The organism is Micromonospora sp. NPDC005197 (genome assembly GCF_040608295.1).
GTDB lineage: Bacteria > Actinomycetota > Actinomycetes > Mycobacteriales > Micromonosporaceae > Micromonospora.
Map to the genome: position 1 here is coordinate 1 of NZ_JBEXHY010000011.1, position 26,584 is coordinate 26,584.

At 70.7% G+C, this 26,584-nt stretch carries 24 protein-coding genes; 10 read left to right on the forward strand and 14 right to left on the reverse strand.

Annotation, left to right across the window (positions count from 1 at the left end; translation table 11 throughout):
• Positions 1-74: 74 nt before the first annotated feature.
• On the reverse strand, positions 75-689 hold the full coding sequence (locus tag ABZU46_RS06690) for a dihydrofolate reductase family protein (protein WP_354855461.1): 615 nt from the start codon (positions 687-689) through the stop codon (positions 75-77).
• 153 nt (positions 690-842) lie between these two features.
• Here ABZU46_RS06690 and ABZU46_RS06695 point away from each other — a divergent pair, with 153 nt between their 5' ends.
• Positions 843-1,553, forward strand: coding sequence for a DNA alkylation repair protein (locus ABZU46_RS06695; RefSeq protein ID WP_354855462.1), 711 nt, complete (start codon positions 843-845; stop codon positions 1,551-1,553).
• A gap of 89 nt (positions 1,554-1,642) precedes the next feature.
• Here the strand turns inward: ABZU46_RS06695 and katG are convergent, their stop codons facing one another.
• Together katG and ABZU46_RS06705 are read right to left on the reverse strand one after the other, a co-directional pair.
• On the reverse strand, positions 1,643-3,919 hold the full coding sequence (gene katG, locus ABZU46_RS06700; protein ID WP_354855463.1) for a catalase/peroxidase HPI: 2,277 nt from the start codon (positions 3,917-3,919) through the stop codon (positions 1,643-1,645).
• Between the two features lie 23 nt (positions 3,920-3,942).
• The gene (locus tag ABZU46_RS06705) at positions 3,943-4,371 is read right to left on the reverse strand and encodes a Fur family transcriptional regulator (protein ID WP_354855464.1); all 429 of its coding nucleotides are present in this window, start codon (positions 4,369-4,371) and stop codon (positions 3,943-3,945) included.
• Positions 4,372-4,811: 440 nt separating this feature from the next.
• Here ABZU46_RS06705 and ABZU46_RS06710 point away from each other — a divergent pair, with 440 nt between their 5' ends.
• Complete coding sequence (locus tag ABZU46_RS06710; RefSeq protein WP_354855465.1) at positions 4,812-5,852, forward strand: glycoside hydrolase family 11 protein; 1,041 nt, start codon at positions 4,812-4,814, stop codon at positions 5,850-5,852.
• A 101-nt stretch (positions 5,853-5,953) separates the two neighbouring features.
• On the opposite strand, the gene ABZU46_RS06715 is transcribed toward ABZU46_RS06710, so the two are convergent.
• The 4 genes from ABZU46_RS06715 to ABZU46_RS06730 all read right to left on the reverse strand — a co-directional run bounded on the left by ABZU46_RS06715 (position 5,954) and on the right by ABZU46_RS06730 (position 9,649).
• Entirely contained in the window at positions 5,954-6,373 is a 420-nt protein-coding gene (locus ABZU46_RS06715; protein WP_354855466.1) for a VOC family protein, read from the reverse strand.
• An 88-nt stretch (positions 6,374-6,461) separates the two neighbouring features.
• On the reverse strand, positions 6,462-8,201 hold the full coding sequence (locus ABZU46_RS06720) for a multicopper oxidase family protein (protein WP_354855467.1): 1,740 nt from the start codon (positions 8,199-8,201) through the stop codon (positions 6,462-6,464).
• Positions 8,198-8,650: a DUF6220 domain-containing protein gene (locus ABZU46_RS06725; protein WP_354855468.1), complete on the reverse strand. Its 453-nt coding sequence runs from the start codon at positions 8,648-8,650 to the stop codon at positions 8,198-8,200. Before ABZU46_RS06725 ends, ABZU46_RS06720 begins: the two co-directional genes overlap by 4 nt.
• A gap of 9 nt (positions 8,651-8,659) precedes the next feature.
• Positions 8,660-9,649, reverse strand: coding sequence for a carboxymuconolactone decarboxylase family protein (locus ABZU46_RS06730; RefSeq protein WP_354855469.1), 990 nt, complete (start codon positions 9,647-9,649; stop codon positions 8,660-8,662).
• A 143-nt stretch (positions 9,650-9,792) separates the two neighbouring features.
• Here ABZU46_RS06730 and ABZU46_RS06735 point away from each other — a divergent pair, with 143 nt between their 5' ends.
• Both ABZU46_RS06735 and ABZU46_RS06740 read left to right on the forward strand, forming a co-directional pair.
• A complete protein-coding gene (locus ABZU46_RS06735) occupies positions 9,793-10,920 on the forward strand; it encodes a sensor histidine kinase (RefSeq protein WP_354855470.1) in 1,128 nt (375 codons plus the stop codon).
• A 25-nt stretch (positions 10,921-10,945) separates the two neighbouring features.
• Positions 10,946-11,608 carry a response regulator transcription factor gene (locus tag ABZU46_RS06740; RefSeq protein ID WP_354855471.1) on the forward strand — a complete coding sequence of 221 codons (663 nt, stop codon included), beginning with the start codon at positions 10,946-10,948 and terminating at the stop codon, positions 11,606-11,608.
• A gap of 85 nt (positions 11,609-11,693) precedes the next feature.
• On the opposite strand, the gene ABZU46_RS06745 is transcribed toward ABZU46_RS06740, so the two are convergent.
• A complete protein-coding gene (locus ABZU46_RS06745; protein ID WP_354855472.1) occupies positions 11,694-14,690 on the reverse strand; it encodes a glycoside hydrolase family 95 protein in 2,997 nt (998 codons plus the stop codon).
• Between the two features lie 507 nt (positions 14,691-15,197).
• The gene (locus ABZU46_RS06750) at positions 15,198-15,332 is read right to left on the reverse strand and encodes a hypothetical protein (RefSeq protein ID WP_354855473.1); all 135 of its coding nucleotides are present in this window, start codon (positions 15,330-15,332) and stop codon (positions 15,198-15,200) included.
• A gap of 48 nt (positions 15,333-15,380) precedes the next feature.
• On the opposite strand from ABZU46_RS06750, the gene ABZU46_RS06755 reads away from it, so the two are divergent.
• Both ABZU46_RS06755 and ABZU46_RS06760 read left to right on the forward strand, forming a co-directional pair.
• Positions 15,381-15,872, forward strand: a complete 492-nt coding sequence (locus ABZU46_RS06755) for an LLM class flavin-dependent oxidoreductase (RefSeq protein WP_354855474.1) — start codon at positions 15,381-15,383, stop codon at positions 15,870-15,872.
• Between the two features lie 29 nt (positions 15,873-15,901).
• A complete protein-coding gene (locus tag ABZU46_RS06760) occupies positions 15,902-16,645 on the forward strand; it encodes an NADPH-dependent F420 reductase (protein WP_354855475.1) in 744 nt (247 codons plus the stop codon).
• 13 nt (positions 16,646-16,658) lie between these two features.
• On the opposite strand, the gene ABZU46_RS06765 is transcribed toward ABZU46_RS06760, so the two are convergent.
• The 3 genes from ABZU46_RS06765 to ABZU46_RS06775 all read right to left on the reverse strand — a co-directional run bounded on the left by ABZU46_RS06765 (position 16,659) and on the right by ABZU46_RS06775 (position 20,112).
• Positions 16,659-17,387 (reverse strand): tetratricopeptide repeat protein, encoded by a 729-nt coding sequence (locus ABZU46_RS06765; RefSeq protein WP_354855476.1) that lies wholly within the window; start codon positions 17,385-17,387, stop codon positions 16,659-16,661.
• Between the two features lie 80 nt (positions 17,388-17,467).
• Positions 17,468-18,442, reverse strand: a complete 975-nt coding sequence (locus ABZU46_RS06770) for a GNAT family N-acetyltransferase (RefSeq protein WP_354855477.1) — start codon at positions 18,440-18,442, stop codon at positions 17,468-17,470.
• Positions 18,443-18,573: 131 nt separating this feature from the next.
• Positions 18,574-20,112 (reverse strand): pectate lyase, encoded by a 1,539-nt coding sequence (locus ABZU46_RS06775; protein ID WP_354855478.1) that lies wholly within the window; start codon positions 20,110-20,112, stop codon positions 18,574-18,576.
• Between the two features lie 28 nt (positions 20,113-20,140).
• Between ABZU46_RS06775 and ABZU46_RS06780 the strand changes: the two genes are divergently transcribed.
• The 3 genes from ABZU46_RS06780 (at position 20,141) to ABZU46_RS06790 (ending at position 23,331) form a co-directional block, all read left to right on the forward strand.
• Positions 20,141-20,350 (forward strand): hypothetical protein, encoded by a 210-nt coding sequence (locus ABZU46_RS06780; RefSeq protein ID WP_354855479.1) that lies wholly within the window; start codon positions 20,141-20,143, stop codon positions 20,348-20,350.
• An 83-nt stretch (positions 20,351-20,433) separates the two neighbouring features.
• Complete coding sequence (locus ABZU46_RS06785; protein ID WP_354855480.1) at positions 20,434-21,132, forward strand: CDP-diacylglycerol diphosphatase; 699 nt, start codon at positions 20,434-20,436, stop codon at positions 21,130-21,132.
• A 465-nt stretch (positions 21,133-21,597) separates the two neighbouring features.
• Complete coding sequence (locus ABZU46_RS06790; RefSeq protein WP_354855481.1) at positions 21,598-23,331, forward strand: cellulose binding domain-containing protein; 1,734 nt, start codon at positions 21,598-21,600, stop codon at positions 23,329-23,331.
• Here ABZU46_RS06790 and ABZU46_RS06795 read toward each other — a convergent pair.
• On the reverse strand, positions 23,321-24,349 hold the full coding sequence (locus ABZU46_RS06795; protein WP_354855482.1) for a DUF1731 domain-containing protein: 1,029 nt from the start codon (positions 24,347-24,349) through the stop codon (positions 23,321-23,323). The two genes, ABZU46_RS06790 and ABZU46_RS06795, sit on opposite strands and share 11 nt — an antisense overlap.
• Before the next feature lie 168 nt (positions 24,350-24,517).
• Between ABZU46_RS06795 and ABZU46_RS06800 the strand changes: the two genes are divergently transcribed.
• Positions 24,518-25,453: a hypothetical protein gene (locus tag ABZU46_RS06800; protein WP_354855483.1), complete on the forward strand. Its 936-nt coding sequence runs from the start codon at positions 24,518-24,520 to the stop codon at positions 25,451-25,453.
• A gap of 42 nt (positions 25,454-25,495) precedes the next feature.
• Here the strand turns inward: ABZU46_RS06800 and ABZU46_RS06805 are convergent, their stop codons facing one another.
• Complete coding sequence (locus ABZU46_RS06805; protein WP_354855484.1) at positions 25,496-26,578, reverse strand: glycosyltransferase family 2 protein; 1,083 nt, start codon at positions 26,576-26,578, stop codon at positions 25,496-25,498.
• Between the last annotated feature and the right edge of the window lie 6 nt (positions 26,579-26,584).

Below are 26,584 nucleotides of genomic sequence, written 5' to 3' on the forward strand. Positions count from 1 at the left end.
GCCCCGTCGCGGCAAGCGACGGGGCCGGCTCGGACCAGGCGTCGGGCGGCCGGCGAGATGGGTGGCCGAGTCGCCTAGTTTCCCGCGGGCACCTGGTCCTTGACGTCGTCGTAGCCGACCGCGCCGGGCGCGTCGGTCGGCGCGTAGATCACGCGGAGCACGCCCGTCGGGAACACCTCGGTCGCCATCACCCGCAGGTGGTACGGCGTGTCGCCGTCGTCGAACAGCCTGCGGCCCTTGCGCGCCGCCACCGGGTGCACCAGCAGACGCAGCTCGTCGACCAGCCCGGCGGCGAGGAGCTGCTGCACCACGGAGATCGACCCGGGAATGAGGATGCCCTTGATCCCGGCGTCGGCCTTGAGCGCGGCGACGGCCGCCGGGAGATCGCCGTCGATGACCTCCGAGTTGCGCCAGGAGAACTCCAGCGGCTGGCGGGAGACGACCACCTTGCGCACGTCCCCGAGCTGCTTGGCGAACCCGGCGTCCTCGCCACCCGCCGCCTCCCGGTCGGGCCAGGCTCCGGCGAAGCTGTCGTAGGTCACCCGGCCGATGAGCAGCACGTCGGACGTGTCGTAGTCCTCGGTGACGGCGCGGCCCATGTTGTCGTCGAAGTACGGGAAGTGCCAGTCGGGGTCGATCTCGGCCACGCCGTCGGCCGAGATGAACAGCGTGGAGATGACCTTCGCCATCGCGGTGCTCCTTCACGTGAGGTGCTGTCGGCAGATAGACGGGCACAGCATCCCAAACTCGTCGGCCACCCACCGCCCCTCGAACCGCGCGCCGCCGACCGAATCCGCCGAGAACGGCGGAACCGTCGGACGCGGCCGGTAGGTTGCACGGACATGGCCACGCCCGCCGACGTCCGACGCGAACTCGCGAGCCTCGCCGACCCGGTCCGGGCGGCCGGATCGAGCCGGTTCCTCCAACTGGGCCCGGGCGGCTACGGCGAGGGTGACCGGGCGATCGGGGTTTCCGTACCCGAACAGCGGCGGGTGGCCGCCCGGTACTGGCGCGATCTCTCCCTGACCGGCACGGCGGAGCTGCTGACCAGCGACGTGCACGAGGAGAGGTTGACGGCACTGTTCGTCCTGGTCCGCAAGTTCGCCCGGGGCGACGAGGAGGAACGGGGCCGCGTCGTCCGCCTCCTGCTGGACAACACCGACCACATCAACAACTGGGACCTGGTGGACTCGTCCGCCCCGTACATCCTCGGGCCGTGGCTGATCGACAAGGACCGGAGCGTCCTGGATCGCCTGGCCGCGTCGGACCTGGTGTGGGACCGGCGCATCGCCATCATGGCGACCTTCGCCTTCATCAGGATCGGTGACTTCGACTGGACGTTCCGCCTGGGTGAACGGCTCCTGCACGACCCGCACGACCTGGTCCGCAAGGCGGTGGGCTGGATGCTGCGCGAGGTGGGCAACCGCGACCGGGCGGCCGAGGAGGAGTTCCTGGCCCGGCATCACCGGGTCATGCCGCGCGTCATGCTGCGGTACGCGATCGAGAAGTTCGAGCCGCAGCGACGCAGAGAGTACCTGTCCGGGCTGGGCTGACGGGCCTTGCGTCTTCGGCGGCGGCAGGACGCGGGCGAGCCCCGGTCGATCGCTGACGGATCGGCCGGGGCTCGTCGGTGAGCGCAGGATCAGGCGAGATCGAACCGGTCGAGCTCCATGACCTTCGTCCAGGCCGCGACGAAGTCCTGCACGAACTTGTCGCGCGCGTCCTGGCTGGCGTAGACCTCGGCGAGGGCCCGCAGCTGGGAGTTGGAGCCGAAGATGAGGTCGACCGCGGTGGCGGTCCACTTCACCTCGTCGGTGGCCAGGTCCCGGATCTCGTACACGTGCTCGTCGGACTTCGACGCGCTCCACCGGGTGCCCGGGGAGAGCAGGTTGGCGAAGAAGTCGTTGGTGAGCACACCGGGCCGGTCGGTGAGGACGCCGTGCTGGCTGCCGCCGGTGTTGGCGCCGAGCGACCGCAGACCGCCGACGAGGACGGTCATCTCGGGCGCGGTCAGGTTCAGCATGTAGGCACGGTCGACGAGCAGCACCTCCGGCTGGGTCTTCTCACCCGGGCGCAGGTAGTTGCGGAACCCGTCGGCGCGCGGCTCCATGACCCGGAAGGACTCGACGTCGGTCTGCTCCTGGGTGGCGTCGGTGCGGCCCGGCCGGAACGGCACGGTCACCTCGACACCCGCGTCGCGCGCCGCCTTCTCGACCGCTGCCGAGCCGGCCAGCACGATCAGGTCGGCGAGCGAGATCCTCGCCCCACCGGCGGCGTTGAACTCCTGCTGGATGCCCTCCAGGGTGCTCAGTACCGACGCGAGCTGCTCGGGCTGGTTGACCTCCCAGTTGCGCTGCGGCTCGAGGCGGATCCGCGCGCCGTTGGCGCCACCGCGCTTGTCGGTGTACCGGAAGCTCGCGGCAGAGGCCCAGGCGGTGGAGACCAGCTGGTCGATGGTGAGACCAGAATCCAGAACCTTGGCCTTGAGGGCGGCGATGTCGGCGTCGCCCACCAGCTCGTGGTCAACGGCCGGCACCGGGTCCTGCCAGAGCTGCGGCTCGGCCACCCACGGCCCGAGGAAGCGCTCGATCGGGCCCATGTCGCGGTGCAGCAGCTTGTACCACGCCTTGGCGAAGGCCAGCGCGAACTGGTCGGGGTTCTCCAGGAAGCGGCGCGAGATCTTCTCGTACGCCGGGTCGACGCGCAGCGACAGGTCGGTCGTGAGCATCGTCGGCCGGTGCTTCTTCGACGGGTCGAAGGCGTCCGGGACGATCGCCTCGGCATCCTTGGCGACCCACTGCTTCGCGCCACCAGGGCTCGTGGTGAGCTCCCACTCGTAGCCGAAGAGGATCTCGAAGAAGCGGTTGCTCCACTGCGTCGGCTGGTCGGTCCAGGTCACCTCGAGGCCGCTGGTGATCGTGTCCGGGCCCTTGCCGCTGCCGTGGGTGCTCAGCCAGCCGAGGCCCTGCGCCTCCAGCGGGGCGCCCTCGGGCTCCGCGCCGACGTGGCCGTCGGCGACGCCGGCACCGTGGGTCTTGCCGAAGGTGTGACCGCCGGCGATGAGGGCGACGGTTTCCTCGTCGTTCATCGCCATCCGGCGGAAGGTCTCCCGGATGAAGTGCGCCGCCGCCGCCGGGTCCGCGTTGCCGCGGGGGCCCTCCGGGTTGACGTAGATCAGACCCATCTCCGTCGAACCGACGCCGGCCGCCATCTCCTTCTCGGTGGCGTACCGCTCGTCGCCGAGCCAGGTGTCCTCGGGGCCCCAGAAGATCTCCTCGGGCTCCCACACGTCCTCGCGACCGAAGCCGAAGCCGAAGGTCTTGAAGCCCATCGACTCCAGGGCCACGTTGCCGGCGAGCACCAGCAGGTCGGCCCAGGAGATCTTCTGGCCGTGCTTCTGCTTGACCGGCCAGAGCAGCCGACGGGCCTTGTCCAGGTTGGCGTTGTCCGGCCAGCTGTTGAGCGGCGCGAACCGCTGCCCGCCGTCGCCGGCGCCGCCCCGACCGTCCTCGATCCGGTACGTGCCGGAGGCGTGCCAGCTCATCCGGATCATCAGGCCGCCGTAGTGGCCGAAGTCGGCCGGCCACCAGTCCTGCGAGGTGGTGAGGACCTCGACGATGTCGCGCTTGAGGGCCTCGACGTCGAGCTTGGCGAACTCCTTGGCGTAGCTGAAGTCCGCACCCAGCGGGTTGCCCTTCGACGAGTGGGCGTGCAACACCGAGAGGTCGAGCTGGTTGGGCCACCAGTCCCGGTTGGTGCGCGGACGACCACCGGTCTTCGGGGTCGGCGAGTCGATCGCCGGGTTCTCGCTCTCGCTGCCGTGCGCGGTCACCGAGTCGTGCGCGACCGGGCAGCCGGCCGCGGCCTTCTCGTCCACGCCCTGCGCGCTGATGGGGCCGTTGTCCTGGGTGTCGCTCATGTACTTCCTTCCGAACTGGCGGATCACTGGGAGGTGCGAGCGGCCGCGCAACCGGGGCAGGTGCCCCAGTAGACGACCTCCGCCTCGTCGACCACGAAGCCGTGGTCATTGGAGGCGGTCAGACAGGGGGCGTGGCCGACGGCGCACTCGACGTCGGCGATGGCGCCGCAGGAGCGGCACACGACATGGTGGTGATTGTCCGCCACCCGGGACTCGTAGCGGGCGGTGGCGCCGGCAGGCTGGATCCGGCGTACCAGACCGGCGTCGGTGAGCACCCGCAGCACGTCGTACACGGCCTGGTGGGACACGGTGGGATGCTCCGCCCGCACCAGCGCGATCACCGCGTCGGTGCCGACGTGGGGGTGGTCGCGCAGGGCCGCGAGCACCGCCAGCCGGGGCCGGGTCACGCGCAGCGAGGCGGCTCGCAGTTGCGCCTCGAAGTCGGGCATCACCCGAGGAACACTAGCTCACTATTTTGGAACGGATCAAGTTTTAACCCATCCGGCACGCCGGAGTGGCGGTGCCCCCTCCCGGACCCACTTCCCGCACCTGGTGGTCAAGGTCCGGAAAGTCTTCGGAAATTTCGGCGGCTTCCGGCCGAAGTGAGGTCCGTCGGCGCCGACAGTCGTATGACGATACCGAACTCTGATTGACTACTGACCTGGCTCGACACGCGTCCCTCCCGCAGGGGGAGCCGAGAGCGATGTTGCCACGGCGTTTCCGGAAATTGTTGACAAGTCGACGACCGGGTTAATACGGTCCCCATCGACGACGCTCAATCACCGTCAGCACCAGCCACCACGGCCCACTCCTCCGGTCGTCGTGCAGGACGACCGGCCAACCACCACCACGCGGCACGACGCCGTGGCCGTTACGAGGAGGAACCACCCACATGACCGACACCAGCCACACCCCCACCAGGCCAGGGAGGCGCGGCCGAATCCGGTTGCTCCTGGGCGCCGCCTGCGCCGCCGTCCTGGCCATCGCCGGCACGGTGACGGCGACCAACGCGTACGCCGAGGCCGACCGGACGCTCACCTCGAGCCTGACCGGCACGCACAACGGCTACTACTTCTCCTTCTGGAAGGACGGCGGCAACGCCAGCATGACGCTGCGCGCCGACGGCCGGTACTCCAGCAGTTGGGACCGCAGCACCAACAACTGGGTCGGCGGCAAGGGCTGGGCCACCGGCTCGCGGCGGACGGTCAGCTACTCGGCCAACTACAACCCGGGGAACAACAACACCTACCTCGCCCTGTACGGATGGACGCGCAACCCGCTCATCGAGTACTACGTGGTGGAGAACTTCGGCAGCTACAACCCGAGCAGCGGCGCCCAGCGGCTGGGCACGGTGACCACTGACGGCGGCACCTACGACATCCTGCGCAGCCAGCGGGTCAACGCCCCGTCGATCGACGGCAACCAGACGTTCTACCAGTACTGGAGCGTCCGTCAGAACAAGCGCTCGAGTGGCACCATCACCACCGCCAACCACTTCGACGCCTGGGCCCGCGCCGGCCTGAACCTCGGCACCAATCACAGCTACCAGATCATGGCCACCGAGGGCTACCAGAGCAGCGGCAGCTCCGACGTCACCGTCCAGGAGGGCGGCGGCGGCAACCCGACCTCCGGACCCACCTCCGGGCCCACCACCGGTAACCCGGGGACCGGCACCTGCAACGCGACGCTCTCCGCCGGTCAGCAGTGGGGCGACCGCTTCAATCTGAACGTCGCGGTCAGCGGCACCAGCAACTGGGTCGTCAGACTCGGACTCGGCGGCGGCCAGAGCATTCAGAACAGCTGGAACGCCTCCGTCAGCGGCACCAGCGGAACCGTCACCGCCAGGCCGAACGGCAACGGCAACAACTTCGGCATAACGATCATGGCCAACGGCAACTGGAACTGGCCGACGGTCAGCTGCGGAACCAGCTGATCCCGACCGACTCCGCGCACCGACACCCGGCCCCGCCGCCGCGCGACGGGGCCGGGTGCTGCGCCTGCCCGATCCGGCGGCCCGCGATGGGACTCCGCGGCCTAGAGGCCCTGCCCGATCTCCACCAGATAGCCGTCGGGGTCGCGGAGGTAACAACGGATCTCCGTGCCGTGGTCCTTCGGCTCGGTGAGGAAATCCGCGCCGCGGGCCTTCCACTCGGTGTAGAGCGCGTGGATGTCCCGGACCCGGACATTCATCGCGCAGCTCAGGGTGTTGGCGTCGACCGGGGCCTTGGCCTGGACCGTCGGCTTGTCGTCCGTCGGGCCGCCCTCGACGTTGATGATGATGTAGCTGTTGAAGAACCTCATGATCAACGGGTTCGCGTCATGGACGCACGTCGCCCCGAACACCCGCTCGTAGTATTCCCGCGACCGATCGATGTCGCGGACGATGAGCAGCGTCGCCAGGAACATGCCGTCTTCGGGCTCGAAATAGTCGGGAGCCGGGTTGGCCAGCGTCATAGCCACCTCTTCGTCGCCTGCCTCCGCTGCACGGGCGGCGACGGGGTTCCCGCCAGGGTCGGGCCGAAACCGGGAACGGCGCGGGAGATCACGAGTACATCAGGTGCAGCGTCATCCCGGCGTCGGCGTGCCCCAGGTTGTGGCAGTGGTTGGCCCACATCCCCGGGTTGTCGGCTCGGAACGCCACCTCCCACACCTCACCCGGCCGGACGTCGAACGAGTCCAGCCACAACGGACTTCCGATCGCCGCCTTCCGGGTGCGGGACAGCACGAGAACGTGGTGGCCGTGCAGATGCCACGGGTGCACGGTCTGCGACCGGTTGACGATCGTGAAGCGGACGACGTCGCCGCGGCGGACGACCTGCGGCGGGATGTCCGGATCGGCCGCGCCGTTCACGGTGTGGGCGTATCGCGGGAGCAGTCCGCGCAGGTCGAGACCACGATCGAGGACGAGGGTGAACTTCCGGTCGAACCGGGCCCACGGCACCGGAGCCGGCACGCCGTAGGTGAGCGGGTCCAGGACGGGCCACCCGCCGGTCGCCGTCGACACCTCCCCGGTGGAGTAGACCACCCGTCCGTCGACGAACAGCGCCACCGGGCTGGCCGGCGCGGTGAACACCAGGTCGTAGCGGCCTCCGGCCGGGATCAGCACGGCGGTGTCCGCGAGCGGCGTCGGACCCCGCAGATCAGAGCCGTCGATCGCGGCGACCCGGAAGGCGGCCCCGGCCAGGGCGTACCGGTGCGTCGTGTTGTCGGTGTTGATCAGGCGCAGCCGCACCGGCACGCCGGCCTCGACCCGTTCCACTCGCGCCGGGGGCAGCGGACGACCCGCCAGGGTGTGCACCGGCACGGTGACGTCGAGGCCGGTCGTCGGCCCCGGGCGCACCACCAGGACGCCGTAGAGGCCCATCCGCACACCGACGTCGGACACCGCGTGGGTGTGGTACCAGTACGTCCCGGCCTGATCGGCACGGAACCGGTAGACGAACTCCTGGCCGGGCAGCACCGCTGCCTGCGTCACCCCGGGCACCCCGTCCTGGCTGTTCGGCACGTCGTACCCGTGCCAGTGCAGGGTGACGCCCCGCCCGATGTCCCGGTTGTGCAGCGTCACCTCCACGACGTCGCCGACGGTGGCGGTCAACTCCGGCCCGGGTACCTGCGCGTTGAACGCCCACGCCGCGACGTCGCGGCCGCCCACGTTCACCCTGGCCGTCCCGGCCGTCAGGGTGAACCGCCGAGTGGGTTCGTCGGTGGTCCGGATCTGCGGATAGCCATGATCATGCGGTACGGCGGGCGCGGCGTCCGGGGCGACGGCCAGCCCGGTTCCGGCCAGCAGGGCCGCGACCGTCACCACGGTGGCCGCCCGGGACACCGTCCGGGACGGGCGCGCGTCGAGGAAGCGCCACGAGACCGCCGCCGCCGTGCCGACCCCGGCGACCGCGAGCAGCCCCACCGAGGCCGACGCCGGATACCCGTGCAGGATCGTCACGAGCAGGGCGCCGCTCACGGCGTACCCGGCGAAGAGGAGCGGGACCGCGACGGACCGGAGGTCGCCCGCGGCCCGCAGCAGCCGCGGCCCGGCGACGACCACCGCGGCGAGCGACAGGGGCGCGGCGATGAGGACCTTCTCCGCGGCGAACCACCAGCCGGCGCGGGCGAGCGCGATCACCGTGAGCGCGCGGCCGAGCGTGGCGAGCAGCGCGACGGCGGCCAGCCCGAGTGCGAGCGGACGGCGCCGGGCGGCCGCCGCGGCGCCGCCACCCAACCATCCGGCGGCGGTGAGAACCGCGAGCACGAGGTCCGCCACGAGCAGCGAGCCGGTGGTCATGCCGGCTCCCCCTCCCGGACGGCCTCGCGGATGTCGCCCACCGGCGCCGGACCACCCAGCCTCCGCGCTGCCCGAAGGACGCCGACCACGACGTGCACCGCGACGATGCCGTTGAGCGCGTGCAACCCGCCGAGGGTCAGGCCGAACGCGGTGCTGACTCCGGCGGCGTCGGTGGAGGCGTTGGCGAGCATGGCGAGAAGCGCCTGCACGACGACGAGGCCGACCGGCAGGATCGCCAGTCCGACGAGTCGGCCCGGCGCCTTCGCCAGCGCGGCGAACAGGGCGGTGAGCAGGGTGAGGACGGGGATGACGGCCATGCCGTTGACACTGTGCAGGGCGTACGCGCCGTCGCCCCCGGGTTTCGTGAACGCGCCGACGGCGGCGAAGACGAACTGGACGGCGAACGCGATGAGCAGCAGGGCGGCGCTGACGACGAATGCCTTACGCATGGTGATCTCCTAGAGGTGCGCCGAGGCCAGGGCCTGGGCGACATGGTCGGTGGCCGTGATCGCCCCGTACGCGACCAGCCGGACGAGGTCGGCGTCGGCGGGGTGCGACAGCCGCCAGAGGGCGACGTCCCCCACGCTGATCGCGCTGGGCGCGAACGCCGCCAGCAACGCGATCCGGGTTCCGATACGGTCCCGGCCGGGCACGTCCCGGACCAGGTCGACGGCCCAGTCGGCGGGCCGGGCCGGGAACCGCCCGTCCTCCCAGCGCACCGTGGCCGTCACGGTCTGGCGGGCCACGTCGCCCAGCAGGTCCCCGCCCCGGGTGGCGGCGGTTCGCAACGACGCGTAGGCGACACCGACCGGGCTGTCCCCCGCCCACGCCGGCGGCGGCGTCGGACCCGCCTCGATGAGCGGGAGACTGCGACCGGGTTCCCTCGGCTCCCGGGCGGCCCTGGCGTACAACCGGCCCCCGACCGAACGCACCAGCGGGGAGCGTTGCAGGCCGCCGGGGAGCAGGTCGGGGTCGAGCAGCGCCGAGACGATCCGGTTGATGAAGTGGAAGGCGAGCAGCGTGCCGGTGACCTCCGGGCGGTACGTGCTGCTCCAGTCGGCGGCGCGAGGGCTGCGGCTGGCCTGGGCCCAGCGGGCGAGTTCGGCGTGCCTCGGGTCGGGTGGCGTCCCGCCCCGGGCGACGACCTCGGCCAGAGCGTGCTCGCCCAGGGCGTGCAGCAGCAGCACGTGGGCGTCGACGCAGAACTGACAGCGGTTGGCCCGGGACACGGCCGCCGCGACGAGTTCGCGCTCGACCCGGGACGCGTCCCCGGCGAGCAGGGCCTCGCGCAGCAGCGACCAGGTCGCGGCCAGCACCTCCGGCACGGCCGAGAGCACCTGGAAGGTGGGCAGCGGCCCGAGGAAGTCCTCGCGCGACTGCTGGTAGACCTCCGCGGTGCGGCCGGTGGCCGCCTTCGTGGGGATGGGGGTGAAGAAGCGGTATGTCATGGGGTCGATGCTTGCCGTGGCGGGCTGGGAAAACGTCGTTCCGCCGCAGACACTTGCTCCGCCGCGATACCACCCCCGTGGTACGCCTGATCTACCGCACGCGCGGGATGCTCCACGGACGACGGCCGTTCTAAAGTGCGACCATGCGCCGCGACCTGCCGTACGCCCTCAGTGGACTCGCCCTCGGCGGCCTGCTGCTCGGCAACGCCGCGCTCGCACCGGACGCCGCGACCGTCGGGGCCCTCGACGTCGCCCTGGTCCTCGCCATGGCGGCGGCCCTCGCGGTGTGCCGGCGGTACCCGGTGGTCGCGCTGGGCGTGGTGACCGCCGCCATGCTGGCCCTGCACATCCGGGTGCACTCCGGGGTGTCCGCCGCGTTCCCCGTGCTCGGCGTGGTCTACCTCGCCGCCTGGCGGGGTCGCCGGGCGGCCGCTGCCGTGGCCAGCCTCGCCTTCCTCGGTGGCTTCCTGGCCCGCGACGTCTCGGTGGCGCCGGCCGACCGCCCCAACCAGCTGATCGTCGAGCGGACGGCCCTGCTGCTGGGATGGTTCGTGGCGGCCAACGTCGCCGGGCTCGTCGGCCGGCAACGCCGGGCGTACCTGGAGCAGGTCGAACAGCGGGCCATCGAGGCCGAACGCACCCGCGAGGAGATGGCGTTGCGCCGTGCCGGGGAGGAGCGTCTGCGCATCGCCCGCGACCTGCACGACTCCCTGACCCACAGCATCTCGGTGATCAAGGTGCAGGCCGGGATCGCCGTGCATTTGGCCCGCAAGCACGGCGAGGAACCGTCGGCCACACTGCTGGCGATCCAGGAGGCCAGCGGCGCCGCGATGCGGGAACTACGCACCACCCTCGACATCCTGCGCGCCCCCGACGACGACCGCGTCGGGCTGGCCCGGGTGGACGAACTCGCCGAGCGGACCCGGGCGGTCGGCGTGCCGGTCCAGGTCACCGTCAGCGGCCGGCCCCGGAGCCTGCCCGACGAGGTCGACCAGGCCGGCTACCGGGTCGTCCAGGAGGCCCTGACCAATGTAGCCCGCCATGCCGGCCCCGCGACCGCGCACATTCACGTCGAGTACGCCCCGGCCGGGCTGACCGTCGCGGTCACCGACGACGGGCGGGCGTCGCCAGCGCGGCCCCCGACACCGGGGGTGGGACTGCGCGGTATGCGGGAACGGGTCACCGGACTGGGCGGCACCCTGCAAGCCGCCGCCCGCGACGACCACGGGTTCACGGTGCGGGCCACGTTCCCCCTCGACGAGCCGGCATGACCGGGCGACGGCGCGGGGAGCCGGCATGATCCGGGTCCTGCTCGCCGACGACCAAGCGCTGATGCGAGCCGGGTTCCGGGCGCTGTTGGAGGCAGAGGACGACCTGGAGGTCGTCGGTGAGGCCACCGACGGCACGTCGGCCGTGCACCTCGCGCGACGCCTGCGCCCGGACGTCGTACTGATGGACGTGCAGATGCCGGGGCTCGACGGCATCGAGGCGACCCGGCGCATCGCCGCGGACCCCGACCTTGCCGCGATCCGGATTCTCATTCTCACCAACTACGGGCTCGACTCCTACGTCTTCGCCGCCCTGCGTGCGGGCGCCAGCGGTTTCCTGCTCAAGGACGCCGACCCCGCCGACCTGCTGCAGGCCGTCGCCGTCGTGGCGCGCGGCGATGCACTGCTCGCGCCGGCCGTCACCCGTACGCTGATCAGCGAGTTCGTGGCCGGCCCACCGCCAGCCGTGCCGGCGGCCGGCCGGGACGTGCTGACCGCCCGCGAACAGGAGATCGTCGAGCTCGTCGCCCGCGGGATGACCAACGACGAGATCGCCGTGCGAATGGTGATCAGTCCGTTGACCGCCAAGACACACGTGAACCGGGCGATGACCAAGCTGCACTGCCGTGACCGGGCCCAGCTGGTCGTGTGGGCGTACGAGTCGGGACTGATCACGCCGCGCCGCCGGTGACCGCGCTGCCCGCCGGGTGCGGCCGGGCCGCGAGATCTCGCCACCTCCCCGACGTTCAGCGCCGGGGAGGTGGCGAGGCGAAAGGTCAGGACCCGATCGCGATGGCGAAGACGTGCATGGTCGGCACGTTCGCCGCGGCCCGTGCGCTGATGTTCGGCAACACGACCTGGGTCACCGCCTTGCTCTGCAACGCCACGCCCACGTAGTAGATGCAGGCCGCCGTGGCCTGGCGGGCGTTGTTGGGCCGGTTCTGGTAGGCCGACACGATGGCGGCGGTCGCCCCGGACTGCGGCCCGCCGTACCAGTCGGGCGTGCTCAACGTGAACGTCTGGCGGGTGCCGTCGGCGTACACCACGGTGCCTGTTCCCGACACGGCGCCGTAGGTGCCGGTCAGGAGGAAGCCGAGCGTGCTGCCGGTGCCGCTGACGCCGATGGTCTGGCCAGAGGCGATGGCGTTGTCGGCCGTACCGGGGCTGACGTTGGGCCAGCGGAAGGTCACTCCGTTGCGGCTCACCGTGCTGCCCGGGCTGGCGCCGGCCTGCGCCAGGGCCTGCGCGGAGAGACTGGCGCCGTTGCCGTCGAAGTTTGCGACGTTGGTGTTGCTGTCGTTGCTGATGCCGGCGTTGGTGAAGCTCTGCTCCAGCGTCGGCGTGGCGACACCCGTGCTGGTCACCCGGTAGGTGCGTCCCGCCTGCACGGTGACCTCGATCAGGTCGGATTCGACGCGGGTGACCCGGGGCGACGTCCCGTCGGCGGTGTCGACGACGCTGACGGTGCCGGTCAGGAACCGCGACCGCAGGCGGACGGTGCCGGCACGGTCCGGACGGACGAGCACCTCGGTGGCCGCGCCGCTCGCCCACGTGATGCCGACCGTGTGCCCACCGCGGCCCCGCAGGCCGGTCACCCGTCCGCTGGGCCAGGCCGGCGGCAGCGCGGGCAGGATGTGCAGCTCACCGATGTGGCTCTGGAGCAGCATCTCGGCGATGCCGGCGGTGGCGCCGAAGTTGCCGTCGATCTGGAACGGCGGGTGCAGGTCGAACATGTTGGGCGCGAGCCGGGCGGTGGTGGCGAGGTAGCGGATCAGGTCGTGGGCCCGCTTGCCCTCCTCCATCCGCGCCCAGAAGTTGATTTTCCAGGCCAGCGACCAGCCGGTGCCGTCGTCACCGCGCAACGCCAGCGTACGGCGGGCGGCCTCGAACAACTGCGGGGTGCCGCGCTTGGTGATCTGGTTGCTGGGGGCCAGCCCGTACAGGTGCGAGATGTGCCGGTGGTTGGGCTCGGTCTCCACCCAGTCGTAGAGCCACTCCATGATGTTGCCCCGCGAGCCGATCTTCATCGGCGCGAGCCGGTCCCGGGTGGCGCGGACCTGGGCCCGGAAGGTGCTGTCCACGTTGAGGATCTCGCTCGCGCGGGCGCACGCGTCGAACAGGTCACGCAGGATCTGGTTGTCCATCGTGGGGCCGGCGCAGACGCTGGCGTTCGCGTGGTGGCTGAGCTCCGGCGAGTTCGACGGGTTGGTCACCAGATAGCCGAGGGTCGGCTCGGTCACCAGCGTGTCGAGGAAGAACTGTGCGGCACCCTTCATGGCCGGGTAGTTCGTCCGCAGGAACTCGACGTCACCGTTGAACTGGTAGTGGTCCCAGATCAGCGTGGACAGCCAGGCGCCGCCGGTCTGCCACATGCCCCAGAACGCGCCGTCCACGACGGCGGTGGCCCGCCACGCGTCGGTGTTGTGGTGGGTGACCCAGCCGCCCGCGCCGTACTGCACCTGGGCGGTGCGGGCGCCGGCCACCGACAGGTCGCGGACCATGTCGAACACCGGGTTGTGGCACTCGGCCAGGTTGGTCGTGTTGGCCGGCCAGTAGTTCATCGGCAGGTTGGCGTTGATCGTGTACTTCGAGTCCCACGAGGGGGTCAGCGAGTCGTTCCAGATGCCCTGGAGGTTCGCCGGCTGGGTGCCGGGCCGCGACGACGAGATCAGCAGGTACCTGCCGAACTGGAACAGCAGCGCGGAGAACTGCGGGTCGTTGACGCTGTTGTGCTGCGCGATCCGGACGTCGGTCGTCTGGTCGGCGGCGGAGGTGCGGCCCAGGTCGATGGTCACCCGCCCGAACAGCGCCTGGTAGTCGGCGACGTGCCGGCTGCGCAGCTGGTCGTAGCTGTAGGCGCGCGCCGCGCTGAGGCGCTGTCGCGCGATGCCCCCGTAGTCGCCACCGACGTTGCGGTAGTTGACGTAGCTGGAGCCGATCGAGATGAGCAGGGTCACGCTTGTCGCGTTGGTGACCCGCAGGGTGCCGCCGGAGCTGGACACGGTGCCCCCGGTGACGGTGGCGTTGGCCAGGGCGAGGAAACGGACCTGCCCGGTGACGCCCTCCTGACTGCCGGAGACGCCGTCGAGGCCGATCGTGGCACCGTCCGGGCTGGACACCGTCGTGCGCTGAGGGCTGTCGAACGTGGCGGTGAAGCTGATCGAATTGGTGCGGTCGGCGGTCAGTCGCATCGCGATGACCTGGTCCGGCGCGCTGGCGAAGACCTCACGCTGATAACGGATACCACCCAGGACGTACGACGTCGTGGCGGTGGCGGTCGTCAGGTCGAGCGTGCGGTTGTGCTGGGACGCTCCGCTGGCGGATCCGAAGGCGAGCCGGAGGTTGCCGACGGTCTGGTAGGCCAACTGCCCGCCGGGGTTGCCCATCATGGTCTGGTTGATGAGATCCTGGGCCTGCGTCCACTGGTTCGCGTTGACCAGTCGCCGGATCTCCGGCAGCGCGGCCGCGCCTCTGGTGTTGCTGGGGTCGTGCGGGCCGCCGGCCCACACCGTGTCCTCGTTGAGCTGAAGTCGCTCGGTGTCGACGTTGCCGAACACCATCGCGCCGAGCCGGCCGTTGCCGATCGGCAGGGCCCGCAGCCAGTCGGTGCCGGCACCCTCGTCGTACCAGAGGGCGAGGTCGTTGGCCGCCAGCACCTGCGGCGGCGCGACGGAGTCGGCTTGGGCGGTCGCCGTCCAGGGCAGCGGCAGCAGGGCACCGCCCGCGCCGGCTGCGCCGATCTTGAGGGCTTGGCGCCGGGTCAGGTCTGACATCGATCCTCCAAACGGTGACCGATCCGGCCACCCCAAGCGCGACAACGCCGAAGCCCGATAGCGGATCCGCGCGGTGGCACCGACCTGACCTCGCTGCGCAGGCCGTTGGCAGACCCTCAGACGACGAAACGTCTGATGTGTTTCGGGAAGATTACTCCGGCGTCACGCAATAGGCAACGGTCGATAGCTGGAAGGATCGTGGGCGGCGACCCGACCCTTATCAGGAGAGATCGGACTCGCCCGGAGCGGTGGCGGGGGCCGGCGGCCACGGTGGACACCTGCACCACCGACCAACCTCGCCAATACATCTGACGATTCTTGTCGGTGTGCCGGTGGAGGCGGACACGCAGCAACACCGCCGCGCCGGCCTCGGTGGACGGTGGGGCGGGCCGACGTCAGGTCGCCGTCGACGCGCCCCGGCAACCGGGTCGTGATCGCGTGCGGGCAGCGCCGTCGGCGATCACCGCGCCACGTCCTGCGCCGGCGGCGGGTGCGGTGTTCCCGGCATCAGCCGGGTGCCGCCCTCGTCGCTCTGCGCACCCCGAGCAGGGCGACGAGGGCGAGGAGGATGACGGCGACCGAGTACTCGCCGGCGGTCTGCGGCAGACCGCCGGCGTAGACGACGAGGAAGCCGGCGATCACGGTGGGAAGGCCGAAGCCGACGTAGCAGACGACGTAGAGTGGGTGGGCGTGGGCGGCTCACCCCAGTCGGTGGTGCGGACCGCCCGGTACGGCCTGCCGCTCATGCTCGCCATCATCGGCGGCGCTCCCGAGCGTTTCGCGCCCTACATCGACCTCTACCGCCGGGCGGCCGACCAGCTCGGCACCACCGCGCACCCGGTCGGGATGCACTCGCCCGGCTTCATCGCCGACACCGACGAGGAGGCCAAGGAGCTGTTCTGGCCGCACTACCGGGTCATGCGGGACCGGATCGGCGCGCTGCGGGGCTGGCCACCGATCCGCCGTACGGAGTTCGACTCCGAGGTCGAGCACGGCTCGCTCTACATCGGCTCGCCCGAGACGGTGGCCCGCCGGATGGCTGGTGCCATCCGCAGCCTGGGCGTCGGCCGGTTCGACCTCATCTACACCGCCGGAGCGCAGCCCGTGAGCGCCCGGATGCGCGCCGTGGAGCTGTACGGCTCCCGGGTGATCCCCATGGTCCGCGACATCCTGGCCAGCTGACCCGCCGGCCGACCCTCTGGAAGGAAGACATGAACGACAGCGGCCCCGACCGCCCCCGGACCCTCGCCGTCCTCGGCGCCGGCAAGGTGGGCACCGTCCTCGCCCGGCTCGCGCTCGCCGCCGGCTACCGGGTGCTCGTCGCCGGCTCCGGCGACCCGGCGAAGATCGCCCTGACCGTCGAGGTGCTCACGCCCGGGGCGGTGGCGACCACCGCGGTCGACGCGGTGGCCGGCGCCGACATGGTCATCCTCGCCCTCCCCCTGGGCAAGTACCGTGCGCTCCCCGCCGAGGCGCTGCGCGGCAAGCTCGTCGTCGACGCGATGAACTACTGGTGGGAGGTGGACGGCATCCGCGACGACCTGACCGACCCGCGCACCTCGTCCAGTGAGATCGTCCAGGCGTTCCTGGCCGACGCGCGGGTCGTCAAGGCGTTCAACCACATGGGCTACCACGACCTTGAGGACGAGGCGCGGCCGACGGGCGCGGCCGACCGCAAGGCCATCGCGATCGCCGGTGACGACGAGGCCGACCTCGCCACGGTCGCGTTCCTTGTGGACGATTTCGGCTTCGACCCGGTCGTCGCCGGCCCCCTCGCCGAGGGGGTACGACTCGAGCCGGGCAGCGAGTTGTTCGGCGCCAACGTGAGCGCCGACGAGGTGCGCGCGATGCTCGACCGCTTTCCCGCTTCGGAGCGGGGCCAGGCCGTCGCCGCCGCGCGGGCCCGCGCGGGCGACGATCACGATGCCCGGCCGGCCCCCGAGCCGCCGGCCTGACCGCCCGTCCCTCTCAAAGGTCGTCGTCGTCGAACGCCGTACGGGGATCGAGGTGCCGACCCCGCTCCTGAGCGGCGGCGTAAGCGGCGGGGCCGAGCGCCTCGGTCGCGGCGTCCCGCACGGCGGCGAGGTCGGCCGCGTCGTCCGGGTCCGGCACCTGGCCGAGCGCCGCGAACGCCGCGTCCGCGAGACCGACCATGAGCGCCGCTCGCGGGTGGTCGCCCTCGGCGGACGCGAGCGCCGCGCCCGCCACGCAGACGTACGGCACGAACTCGTCCCAGCCGTGCCGGAACACCCGGGTACGGCTGAGGGTGAACAGCCTCCTCGCCTCGGCGAGGTTGCCGAGACCCAGCTCGCAGAAGGCCAGGTTGTGCGTCTCGGAGTTGACGGTCTCCGGCCGACCCAGCGTCTCGTTCAGCGCGATGCTCTCCCGGTACAGATCCCGCGCCCGCGTCAGATCGCCGGCCATCCGCGCCACCGCGGCCAGCACGTGTCTCGGCCGCTCCTCCAACGCGCGATCGCCAGAGCGCACCGCGACGTCGAGTGCCTCCCGCGCCCGCGCCTCCCCGAGCGTCAGGTCGCCGCCACGAATCGCCACCCGCGCGAGGCTGTACCGGGCCTCCACCTCGCCGGCCGCGTCGCCGACGGCCCGAGCCCGCTCGATCTCGGCCGTACTCATCCGCACCACCGCGCCGGTCTCCCCACGCCGAAAGGCCGAGCGGACATCGTCACTGAAGCTCACGGTCGAGGTCCCCTCGTGTCTCGTGCACGGGCGCGTCGGCGCGTCGACCGCGCCGCGGCCCCGACCGTTTCGGCGCGTGGTCACGCATGGAAGGCGGTCCAGTTCTCCAGGAGGCGGAAGCCCATCGACTCGTACAGTGGCCGGCCGAGCGCGCTGGTCTGCAGGTACGCCGCGTCCGCACCGGCCGCGACACCCTCGCGCAGCACTTTCTCGGTGATCGCGCGACCCAGGCCACGACCGCGCGCGCCCGGGACGACAGCGATGTTGAAGACGCCGACCACACCTCGGGTCCGCATCCCGAGACCCGTGCCGAGGTACTCGCCGGCCTCCTCGTACAGGTAGCCGTCGATCCGCTCGGCGTCGAGCACCGCGCCGCCCATCAGCGACCCGAACAGACCGTCCCCGTGGCGGAGACCCTGGCTCGTGGCGCCGTGGAAGATGATCATCATGACCACACCGATCAGGCCGAGCAGTGGGGTCACCAACCAACCGAGCACCCCGGTCAGGCCGTAGAGCACCAGGCCGACGATCGGGCGGGCCTCCTGCACCCGGACCTGCTCCTGGTCGACGGAGTCGGCACGCAACTCGGGATGGCGGCGCACATAGGCGAAGAGCACCCACCAGGGCGCCGACATCAGTGCTGCGGCGAACGCGTACAGGACGACCGCCACGCGCAGATCGTCGGTGTTGCCGTCGGCCAGCGCCGACGCCAGGACGGCGGTGGGAAACGGAATGATCACCACGCCGAAGAGGATGCCGAGGTTGATCGAGCTGAAGGCGGCAGTGGTGCCCCGGACCAACTGGAGCACGGCGTGATGATTCAGCCAGAGAACACCGACATAGATGAACGACACGACGAAGGCGAGATAGGCCGGCCCCTCCCCGAGGAGCCCCTCGGCCAGCCCACCCTCGTGGAACTCCGGGACCCGCAGATCCAGCACCAGCAGGGTGATGACGATGGCGAACACGCCGTCGCTGAATGCCGCCAGGCGACCCGCGTCGGTCACCCCGGGACCGCCGCCGCTCGCCTGCGTCCCCTCTCGACCTGCGGACATCGCCGTACGCTAACAGTCATTCGACAGCCACCGAGCGTGACTGCCCGGGACCAGCGCGATCCGGCCCGCGTCCTTCGTGGACCACGACGGTGGCGGGAGCGGCCCGGCCGCCACCCCCGCCCATCCGGCGGCTAGCTGGCGTACGTCTCGAACTCGCCGACCCGCGGCGCACCGCTTGAGCTGGTGATCCTAAAGGTGATCTTGCTCAGTGCCGTCGCGGTGAAGGTGATCGCCCCCGCGCCACTGCCGGAGGCCAGGACGGCGCCCGTGTCGTGGTTGACGAGCTGCCAGGAGCCGATGGAGCCCTGGGTCCCGGAGGGCTCCCGGATGACCACCCGGGACACCCGGGTGGCGGATCCCCACTTGATCGAGATGGAGCCGGTCGATCCGGCCGGCGACCAGTAGGTGCTGATGTCGCCGTCGCGCACGTTGCCGTAACTGGTCCCGCTGGCCTTGCTGGAACCGTCGGCCCCGGCTCCCAGACTGAGGTTGGTCCCGCTCGTCGGCGGCGGCGTGGTCGGCGGTGCGGTGGTCGGCGGCGCGGTGGTCGGCGGCGGCGTCTGCGGCGAGCAGCTCCCGTCGGAGACCCGCAGGCCCGTGTTGGCGCCGGCCGTCTGACGGACGACGTCCGGTACGCAGCTCGCGCCGTCGAGGCGGTACGCGTACGGGATGCTGACGGTGGTGTTGGACGTCGGGTTGGGGCCGGCGGGGTAGTTCTCACTGCCGGCGCTGGACCAGGTGACGTTGTCGAAGGTGTTGCCGCTGACCTGCCAGTAGCCGCGCTCGTTGGTGTAGAAGGTGCCCAGGACGTCCTTCGAGTTCCGGAAGTAGTTGTTCTCCACCTTGGCCCGTGCGCCGGCCCGGGAGTTGATGCCGGACTCGTGCAGGCTCACGTAGTGGTTGTTGTAGATGTGGGCGATGCCGCCGCGCAGCAACGGCGTACGGGAGTCGATGTTCTCGTACAGGTTGTGGTGGAACGTGATGAAGCCGTTCGAGAGGTCGCTCTCGCTGGAGCCGATGAGGCCGCCACGACCGGAGTTGCGCAGGATGCTGTACGACAGGGTCACGTACTGGGTGTTGTCCTTCATGTCGAACAGGCCGTCGTAGCCCTCCGACTCCCCGCCGGACGCCTCCAGGGTGACGTGATCGACCCAGACGTTGCGGACCGTGCTCTCCATGCCGATGGCGTCTCCACCGTTGGAGGTGGGCGAACCCGACTTCTTGACGTTCCGGACCGTCACGTTCTGGATGATGATGTTGCTGGAGTCGCGGATGTGGATGCCCAACTGATCGAAGATCGCACCGCTGCCGACCCCGATGATGGTGACGTTGCTGATCTGCTTGAGCTCGATCACGCCGTCGGCGGTGTTGCAGCTCGAACCCGACACCTTGCTGGTGTTGCCGTGGTTGATCGTCCCCGTCACCTCGATGGTGATCGGGGTGCTGCTGCTGGCACGCCCGCACAGCGCCGCGTGGATCGCGGTGCCCGTGCTGGCCCGTACCGTCTGCCCGCCCGCGCCGCCGGTGGTCCCGCCGTTCTGGGTGGCGTAGCCGGTGGCGGTGCCGGCCGCCGCCGACGCCTGCGGGGTGGACAATGTTCCCCCGACCGCGATCCCGACAGCGGCCGTGGCCAGCGCTGCCAGAAGTCGCAGTGCGACTGGTCGTCTCATGTCGCGTCTCCTTCGTCATCGTCTGAATGTGCCGACGGCAGCGGCGATCGACGCGCCGACCCTCCACGGGTACGCGATTCAAGTCGATCAGCATGCATTGACGGCAATCAATTGTCTGCTCATCGCGGAGAACCTCATCGCCCTGGCGTGCGCGGCGAAACCGCTGGCCAAGCGGCGCGTCGTCGACAGCGCATCCCGATACGCGCCCGCCCAGTTCGGCGATGAAACATCGATGTAACGCAATCGTAGGAAGGCGGTTTCCCTCTGGGCAAGGGTTAGCGTTTGCAGGTTTTTTGCAGACGTTGCGACCTCTGGGACAGGGTGCAGGTCTGCGAGGGCACCAGGACCGGCCCTCCGTTCCCCCAGTGCCTGCGGACCACCCCCACCTACGTGATCCTCAATGGAGGAACCGGGTCGAACCACGACTTCCTGCTGGTCCCCAGTTGTCGGATCCGCGGCATCGAGTGCCCGTTCATCACCACCGCCAGCGCGCCGAACTACTGGCTCGACGCGTGGGACAACGCCCAACCGGGCCAGGCAGGACACGTCGTCTATCCCCACGTCGGGCTGGGCATCAACTCGGCCGACCCGGCGATCCGTACGCAGGACCAGCTGCACATCCACCTGGCCGGGATCCACTCGGGCATCCAGACCCAGCTCAACATCCACGACAGCACGATCACGAACAACCCGTCGCGGTGGCGCAACCAGATCGTGCCGATCTGGGGACTGACGAGCACCGGCGCTCCCGCCCCCCGCTCGTACCGGGTGCTCCACGTCGCGAACCTGAACACGAACCTCTTCCGGCTCCTGCTCGACAGCGTGGTGCGGCCGACCGGCGCGACCATGGCGGCGCAGACGATGGCCGCGAAACCCCGCCTGATCGGCAGCGGCGGCTTCTACGTCCTGAACAGCGAACCCGGTCTGCCCGTCGCCCCGGGCCAGCCCGGCGGCACCGGGACCGTCGACTTCCTGCTCGCGTACGCAAGACGCATTGACAGGCACCACTTGACGAAATAAATTCCTGGCAACAAGAAACTGTTTCGTACGCTCGCCGTGCGGCACTCACCCGCGAGCCCGCGAATGAGCAGCGAGGCCGGCCCGCCCCAGGAACCGGCCGACAGAGGAGGGTGCCACAGTCCCGCTGGACCCGTTCGCCGCACCATCAGTCCTGCCGCCGCTCGCGTATCCGCGACCGATGGCACGAGGGCCGATCGGTGCCGCCGTCCCGGCCTCCGCACCGGCGTTCCCCCGGTGTCTTCTCCGCGCCTGTCTGCGTAGCGCGAGAGTGGGTGGCCGACAGGTGATGTCGCGGGTTGCCATGCGGGACTGGACTGGACGGGCGATATTTCGACACCCCGCCGCCGCACGCTTGGGAGCGCTCCCGAGCATCGCCTGACGCACTGCTGACGTACCGCCCGGCGCTCGCCCGAAGACCGCACCACCGGACGCGTCGGCCGCCACCACCCCTTCAGGAGAAGTCTCATGAGAAAACGAAGAGTGACCAACGCCGCCCTGGTCTCGGCCGGTGCCGTCCTGCTGGCGTCGACGGCGGTCGCCCTGGCGGCGCCGGCCGGCGCCGCAGCCGCCGGCTGTGCGGTGAACTATGCCGTGTCGTCGCAGTGGCAGGGCGGCTTCGGCGCGAACGTCACCATCACCAATCTCGGCGACGCGGTCAGCAGTTGGACGCTGACCTGGTCCTACAGCGCTGGCCAGACGGTCACGCAGGCGTGGAACACGACTCTGACCCAGAGCGGCGCCGCGGTCACCGCCAAGAACGTCAGCTACAACGGGGCCATCCCCACCAACGGCACGGCATCGTTCGGGTTCAACGGCTCGTGGACGGGCAGCAATCCCGATCCGTCCAGCTTCGCGCTGAACGGTGTGACCTGCACCGGCGGCACGACACCGACCACACCGCCGCCGACCTCGGCACCCCCGACGACACCGCCGCCGACCACGCCGCCACCCACCACTCCGCCGCCCACCGGGCCGGCGGACATCACGGTGAACAGCGCCACCCGGTACCAGACGATCGACGGGTTCGGGGCCGCGCAGTCCATCTGGGGCAGCGCCTGGTCGACGACCGACACCCAGACGCTGGTCGGGATGGGTGCCAACCAGCTCGGGCTGTCCATCGTGCGCACCGGCCTCTCACCGGTGTCCAGCGAATGGTCGACCCACGTGAACTCGTTGAAGACGGCGAAGTCGTACGGGTCCGGTGTGAAGATCCTCGCCTCACCGTGGACGGCGCCGGCGGCGTGGAAGACCAACAACAGCCGAACCAACGGCGGCAAGTTGAAGACCGACTACTACGACGACTACGCGAACCATCTGAACAGCTATGTCCAGTACATGCGCGGCCAGGGCGTGACCATCGACGTCACGTCGGTGCAGAACGAGCCGGACTGGCACCCGGACTACGACTCGATGGACTGGAGCGGCACCGAGCTGCGCAACTTCGTCCGTGATCAGGGCACCAAGGTGCAGAACAGCAAGCTGATGGTCGCCGAGGCGGTCAACATGAACTACGGCTACACCGATCCGACCCTGAACGACGCGACCGCCCGGAACAACATCGGCTACATCGGCGGCCACCTGTACGGCACCGAGGCCGCGGGTCGGCTGGCGCCGTACTCCCTGGCCGCCCAGTACAACAAGCCGGTCTGGATGACCGAGTGGAACTACCACGAGGCGGACGGCGGCGGTTCCAACATCTGGGGTAACCCCGCCAACCTGGCGGTCTGGAACGAGACGCTCGACGACATCATGCGCACGGTGCACAAGTCGATGGAGTCGAACTGGAGCGCCTACATCTGGTGGTACGGCAAGCGTTACTACTCCTTCATCGGCGACGGCGAGGCGGCCTACGGCACCACCGCGGGCGCTCCGCTCAAGCGCGGGTACGCGTTCTCCCAGTACGCGAAGTACGTCCGGCCGGGCTATCAACGGGTGGCCCTGACCAAGAGCTCCAAGGCCTCGCCGCTGGAGGTGACCGCCTACCAGGGCGACGGCAAGATCACGCTGGTGATCCTCAACCGGTCGAACAGCGCGGTCAACAACGCCGTGATCCAGGCGCCGCAGAACGTCAGCAGGGCCGAGTACTACCTCACCTCGCAGAACGCCAACGCGGCCAGCCAGCCGACCAGCGTGAACGGAGGACAGGCCACCATCAACGTCGGCGCACGCAGCATCTCGACCCTCGTGTTCACTCTCTGACCGCCCCCGGGGGTCGGTCGCGCGGCGACCGGGCGTGGGGGTGTGAGCGACCGCGCGCTCCCCCACGCCCCACCGCGCCAGCGTGCCGGCGTCGCAGGGCCAGGTCCACGGCTGCATCGGGCCACCACGGATGATCGAACGTGAAGCCCGCGGCGGAGAGCCGGCCCGGGGCGACGCGCCGGCTCTTCAACAGCAGTTCGGTGTCCGACCGGAGCACGAACGCGCCGACCTCCGCCATCAACCTGGTGGCCGGCAGGCCGACCGGCATCCGCCAGGCCGACCGCAGCGCCCGCATGAATTCCCGCTGTGGCACCGCGCCGGGCGCGGCCAGGTTCACGGGCCCGGCGAGGTCGTCGCGGTCGATCAGAAAGCACACCGCGCGGACGAAATCCTGGTCGTGGATCCACGAGACGTACTGCCCACCGCCCGCGACCGAGCCGCCGAGCCCGAGCCGCGCGAGCCAGCTCAGCACATCGAACACGCCACCGCGGTCGGGGCTCATCACCAGGGCCGAGCGCAGCGCAACCTTGCGCGTGTGGGGAGTCGCCGCCCGCTCCTGCGCGGCCTCCCAGTTCTGGGCGATAGCGACGCTGTACGACCAGTACCCGGGCACACCGTGCTCGCCGCCGCCGAGCACGCCGTCGCGCTCGTCGTTGGCGGCGTCGAAGCGGTGCGCGTAGATGGTCGCGGTGCTCATCTGCATCCACACCCTGGGCGGCCGGTCGGCCGCGGCGATGGCCTCGCCGACGACCCGCGCCGACTCCACCCGTGAGCGCATCATGGCGTCGAGGTTCTCCGGGGTGTACCGACAGCTCACGCTGCGCCCGGCCAGATTGATGACCACATCGCTGCCGTTGATCTGCCGGGCCCAGTCGCCGAGCGTGGCGCCGTCCCAGCGAACCTGACGCGCACCCCTGGGCGAGCGGGTCAACAGCACCACGTCGTGACCCTGCGCGGTCAACGCCCGGTCCAGGATCGCGCCTAGCTGGCCGGTGCCGCCCGGAATGACGATCTTCACGGTCGATTCTCGGTCGGCACCAGTTTTTGAACATGTTCAACCATGCTCCGAGCGTACGGGGGAACGGCCGCAGGATCAAGATCGATCACCGCGGCTCCCTCCCTGCGGGGAGCGCCTTCCCCGACAGGAGGGGACCGCTCCGGTCGGGGCCCCGCGAGGATCGGACGCATGACGACACCGACAGCGATCGCGCGCAGGAGCGGCAACGGCCTGACGTACGCCGTACTCGCCTGGGCCGTGGCCTATGGCGGCGTACGTCTGGCGTGGACGGTCGGAGAGGCGCCGGAGTTCGGCCCGTTCGGATCCGACCTGCTCGGCTTCACCGGCTGGCGGTCGGTGGCGTTGTGCCTGGCCGCAGGCGCGACGGCGGTGGCGCTGGACCGGGCGACGACCTGGCGGCCGATGCTCGCGGGATTCGCCTGGGCCCTCGGCGGGGCGCTGGTCGCGGCCGCCGCGATACTGCTGCCGGAGCTGGTGAGCCTCCTGCTGTTCGCCGCCGGCCCGTCCTTCGATCCGGTGGCGTTCGCGAGCCGGCTCGGGTGCGTCACCGGAGCGGCCCTGCTCGGCCTGGCCACCGCCCGCTACCAGCGGCGCACCCGGGGCGACTGCCCGGACTGCTGCCGGACCGTCCGACCCGGCCAGCGGCGCGCGGCACCCGCGCCGTGGGCACGCTGGGCCGCGTACGTGGCGGTGGCCGGCCTCGTGACCCGGTTCGCGGCCCAGGCGGTGGTGGGCTTCGACGGTCTCACGCAGGACGCCTCGGTGATCGGGTTGGAGATCGGTCTGGTGCTGGCCGGGGTGCTGCTGCCGCTGGCACTGGTGCGGCACTGGGGTGAGGTCTGGCCGGGATGGGTGCCGCTGCTCGCCGGCCGCACGATCCCCCGACGGCTGTTGCTGGTGCCCGGCTTCGGGCTCGGGGCGGGCGTCGTGGCCTACTTCGGAATGGGGCTGACGCAGGTGGCATCGGGATCGGCCGGCGAGTTCTCCGACCTGTTCCTCTGGGTGGCCATGTCGGCGTACTGCCTCCTGGGGCTGGGCCTTCTCGCCGCGTCCAGCGATTACCACCTGCGCACCCGCAGCGCGTGCCGGTCCTGCGGTCGCTGACCGACTCCACTCCGGCGGACGCCCGACACCCGCCGGTCCCGGTCAGCCGGTGTCGCGGTCGTGGGCCTCCCGCCGGTGGGGTGCGGGAGTCCGGCCGAGGGAGTCCTCCCGGGCCGGGACCGTCCGCGGGCCGCGCGCGGCCGAGCGTGGCGCGGGCGAGACCGGCAGCCGTGGCGCCTCGCCGTTCTCCGCGAGCAGGTGCTCGGTCTCCTGCACCAGGTAGTGGGGTCGGCGCTTGGTCTCGTAGTAGATCCGGCCGATGTACTCCCCGATCACGCCCAGGATCGTCATCTGGATGCCGCCGAGCCCGATCACGCTGACGATGATGGTGGTGTAGCCGGGAACGTCGATGCCCTTCTCGACGGCGTCCGCGACCACCCAGGCCATGTAGACCAGCGCGATGAGGGTGAGGAACAGGCCGCCGTAGATCGCCAGGCGCAGTGGCCGGTTGTTGAACGACAGCAGGCCGTCGAACGCGTAGTTGAAGAGCTTGCCGAACGTCCACCGGCTCCGCCCCGACTGCCGGGTCTCGTTGGCGTGGGCCACCACCGCCGTCCGGAAGCCGATCCAGGAGAACAGTCCCTTGGAGAAGCGGTTGTATTCCGGCATCGCCAGGATCGCGTCCACCGCCAGTCGGGACAGCAGACGGAAGTCACCCGCCCCGTCCTGCAGGCGCACGTCGATCCACCAGTTGATCAGGCGGTAGAAGGACCGCGAGGCGACCATCCGCACGAACCGGTCGCCACGCCGGTCCCGACGGGCGATCACCTGGTCGAAGCCCTGCTGATACAGCATCACCATCTCGGGCAGCAACCGCGGCGGATGCTGCAGGTCGGCGTCCATGATGACGACCGCGTCGCCGGTGGCCCGCTGCAACCCGGCGAGCATCGCCGCCTCCTTGCCGAAGTTGCGGCTCAGCGACGTGTAGCAGACAGCGGGGTCCGCGGCGGCGAGCCGGCGCAGCGCCGCGAGGGTGCCGTCCTCGCTGCCGTCGTCGACGTACACCACCTCGACGTCCACGTCGGGCAGCTCGGCGAGGGCGGCGCACACGGTCTCGTGCAACCGCTCCACCGACGCTTCCTCGTTGAAGCAGGGCACCACGACTGACAATCGCACTGTCGTCACCCCGCC

Excerpts from the sequence above, each read along its gene's own strand:
- ABZU46_RS06730 (WP_354855469.1), bottom strand. The coding sequence starts at position 9,649 with ATGACATACCGCTTCTTCACCCCCATCCCCACGAAGGCGGCCACCGGC.
- ABZU46_RS06690 (WP_354855461.1), bottom strand. The coding sequence starts at position 689 with ATGGCGAAGGTCATCTCCACGCTGTTCATCTCGGCCGACGGCGTGGCC.
- ABZU46_RS06800 (WP_354855483.1), top strand. The coding sequence starts at position 24,518 with ATGACGACACCGACAGCGATCGCGCGCAGGAGCGGCAACGGCCTGACG.
- ABZU46_RS06720 (WP_354855467.1), bottom strand. The coding sequence starts at position 8,201 with ATGACCACCGGCTCGCTGCTCGTGGCGGACCTCGTGCTCGCGGTTCTC.
- ABZU46_RS06710 (WP_354855465.1), top strand. The coding sequence starts at position 4,812 with ATGACCGACACCAGCCACACCCCCACCAGGCCAGGGAGGCGCGGCCGA.
- ABZU46_RS06735 (WP_354855470.1), top strand. The coding sequence starts at position 9,793 with ATGCGCCGCGACCTGCCGTACGCCCTCAGTGGACTCGCCCTCGGCGGC.
- ABZU46_RS06790 (WP_354855481.1), top strand. The coding sequence starts at position 21,598 with ATGAGAAAACGAAGAGTGACCAACGCCGCCCTGGTCTCGGCCGGTGCC.
- ABZU46_RS06695 (WP_354855462.1), top strand. The coding sequence starts at position 843 with ATGGCCACGCCCGCCGACGTCCGACGCGAACTCGCGAGCCTCGCCGAC.
- ABZU46_RS06770 (WP_354855477.1), bottom strand. The coding sequence starts at position 18,442 with ATGTCCGCAGGTCGAGAGGGGACGCAGGCGAGCGGCGGCGGTCCCGGG.
- ABZU46_RS06775 (WP_354855478.1), bottom strand. The coding sequence starts at position 20,112 with ATGAGACGACCAGTCGCACTGCGACTTCTGGCAGCGCTGGCCACGGCC.
- ABZU46_RS06725 (WP_354855468.1), bottom strand. The coding sequence starts at position 8,650 with ATGCGTAAGGCATTCGTCGTCAGCGCCGCCCTGCTGCTCATCGCGTTC.
- ABZU46_RS06715 (WP_354855466.1), bottom strand. The coding sequence starts at position 6,373 with ATGACGCTGGCCAACCCGGCTCCCGACTATTTCGAGCCCGAAGACGGC.
- ABZU46_RS06745 (WP_354855472.1), bottom strand. The coding sequence starts at position 14,690 with ATGTCAGACCTGACCCGGCGCCAAGCCCTCAAGATCGGCGCAGCCGGC.
- katG (WP_354855463.1), bottom strand. The coding sequence starts at position 3,919 with ATGAGCGACACCCAGGACAACGGCCCCATCAGCGCGCAGGGCGTGGAC.
- ABZU46_RS06760 (WP_354855475.1), top strand. The coding sequence starts at position 15,902 with ATGAACGACAGCGGCCCCGACCGCCCCCGGACCCTCGCCGTCCTCGGC.
- ABZU46_RS06740 (WP_354855471.1), top strand. The coding sequence starts at position 10,946 with ATGATCCGGGTCCTGCTCGCCGACGACCAAGCGCTGATGCGAGCCGGG.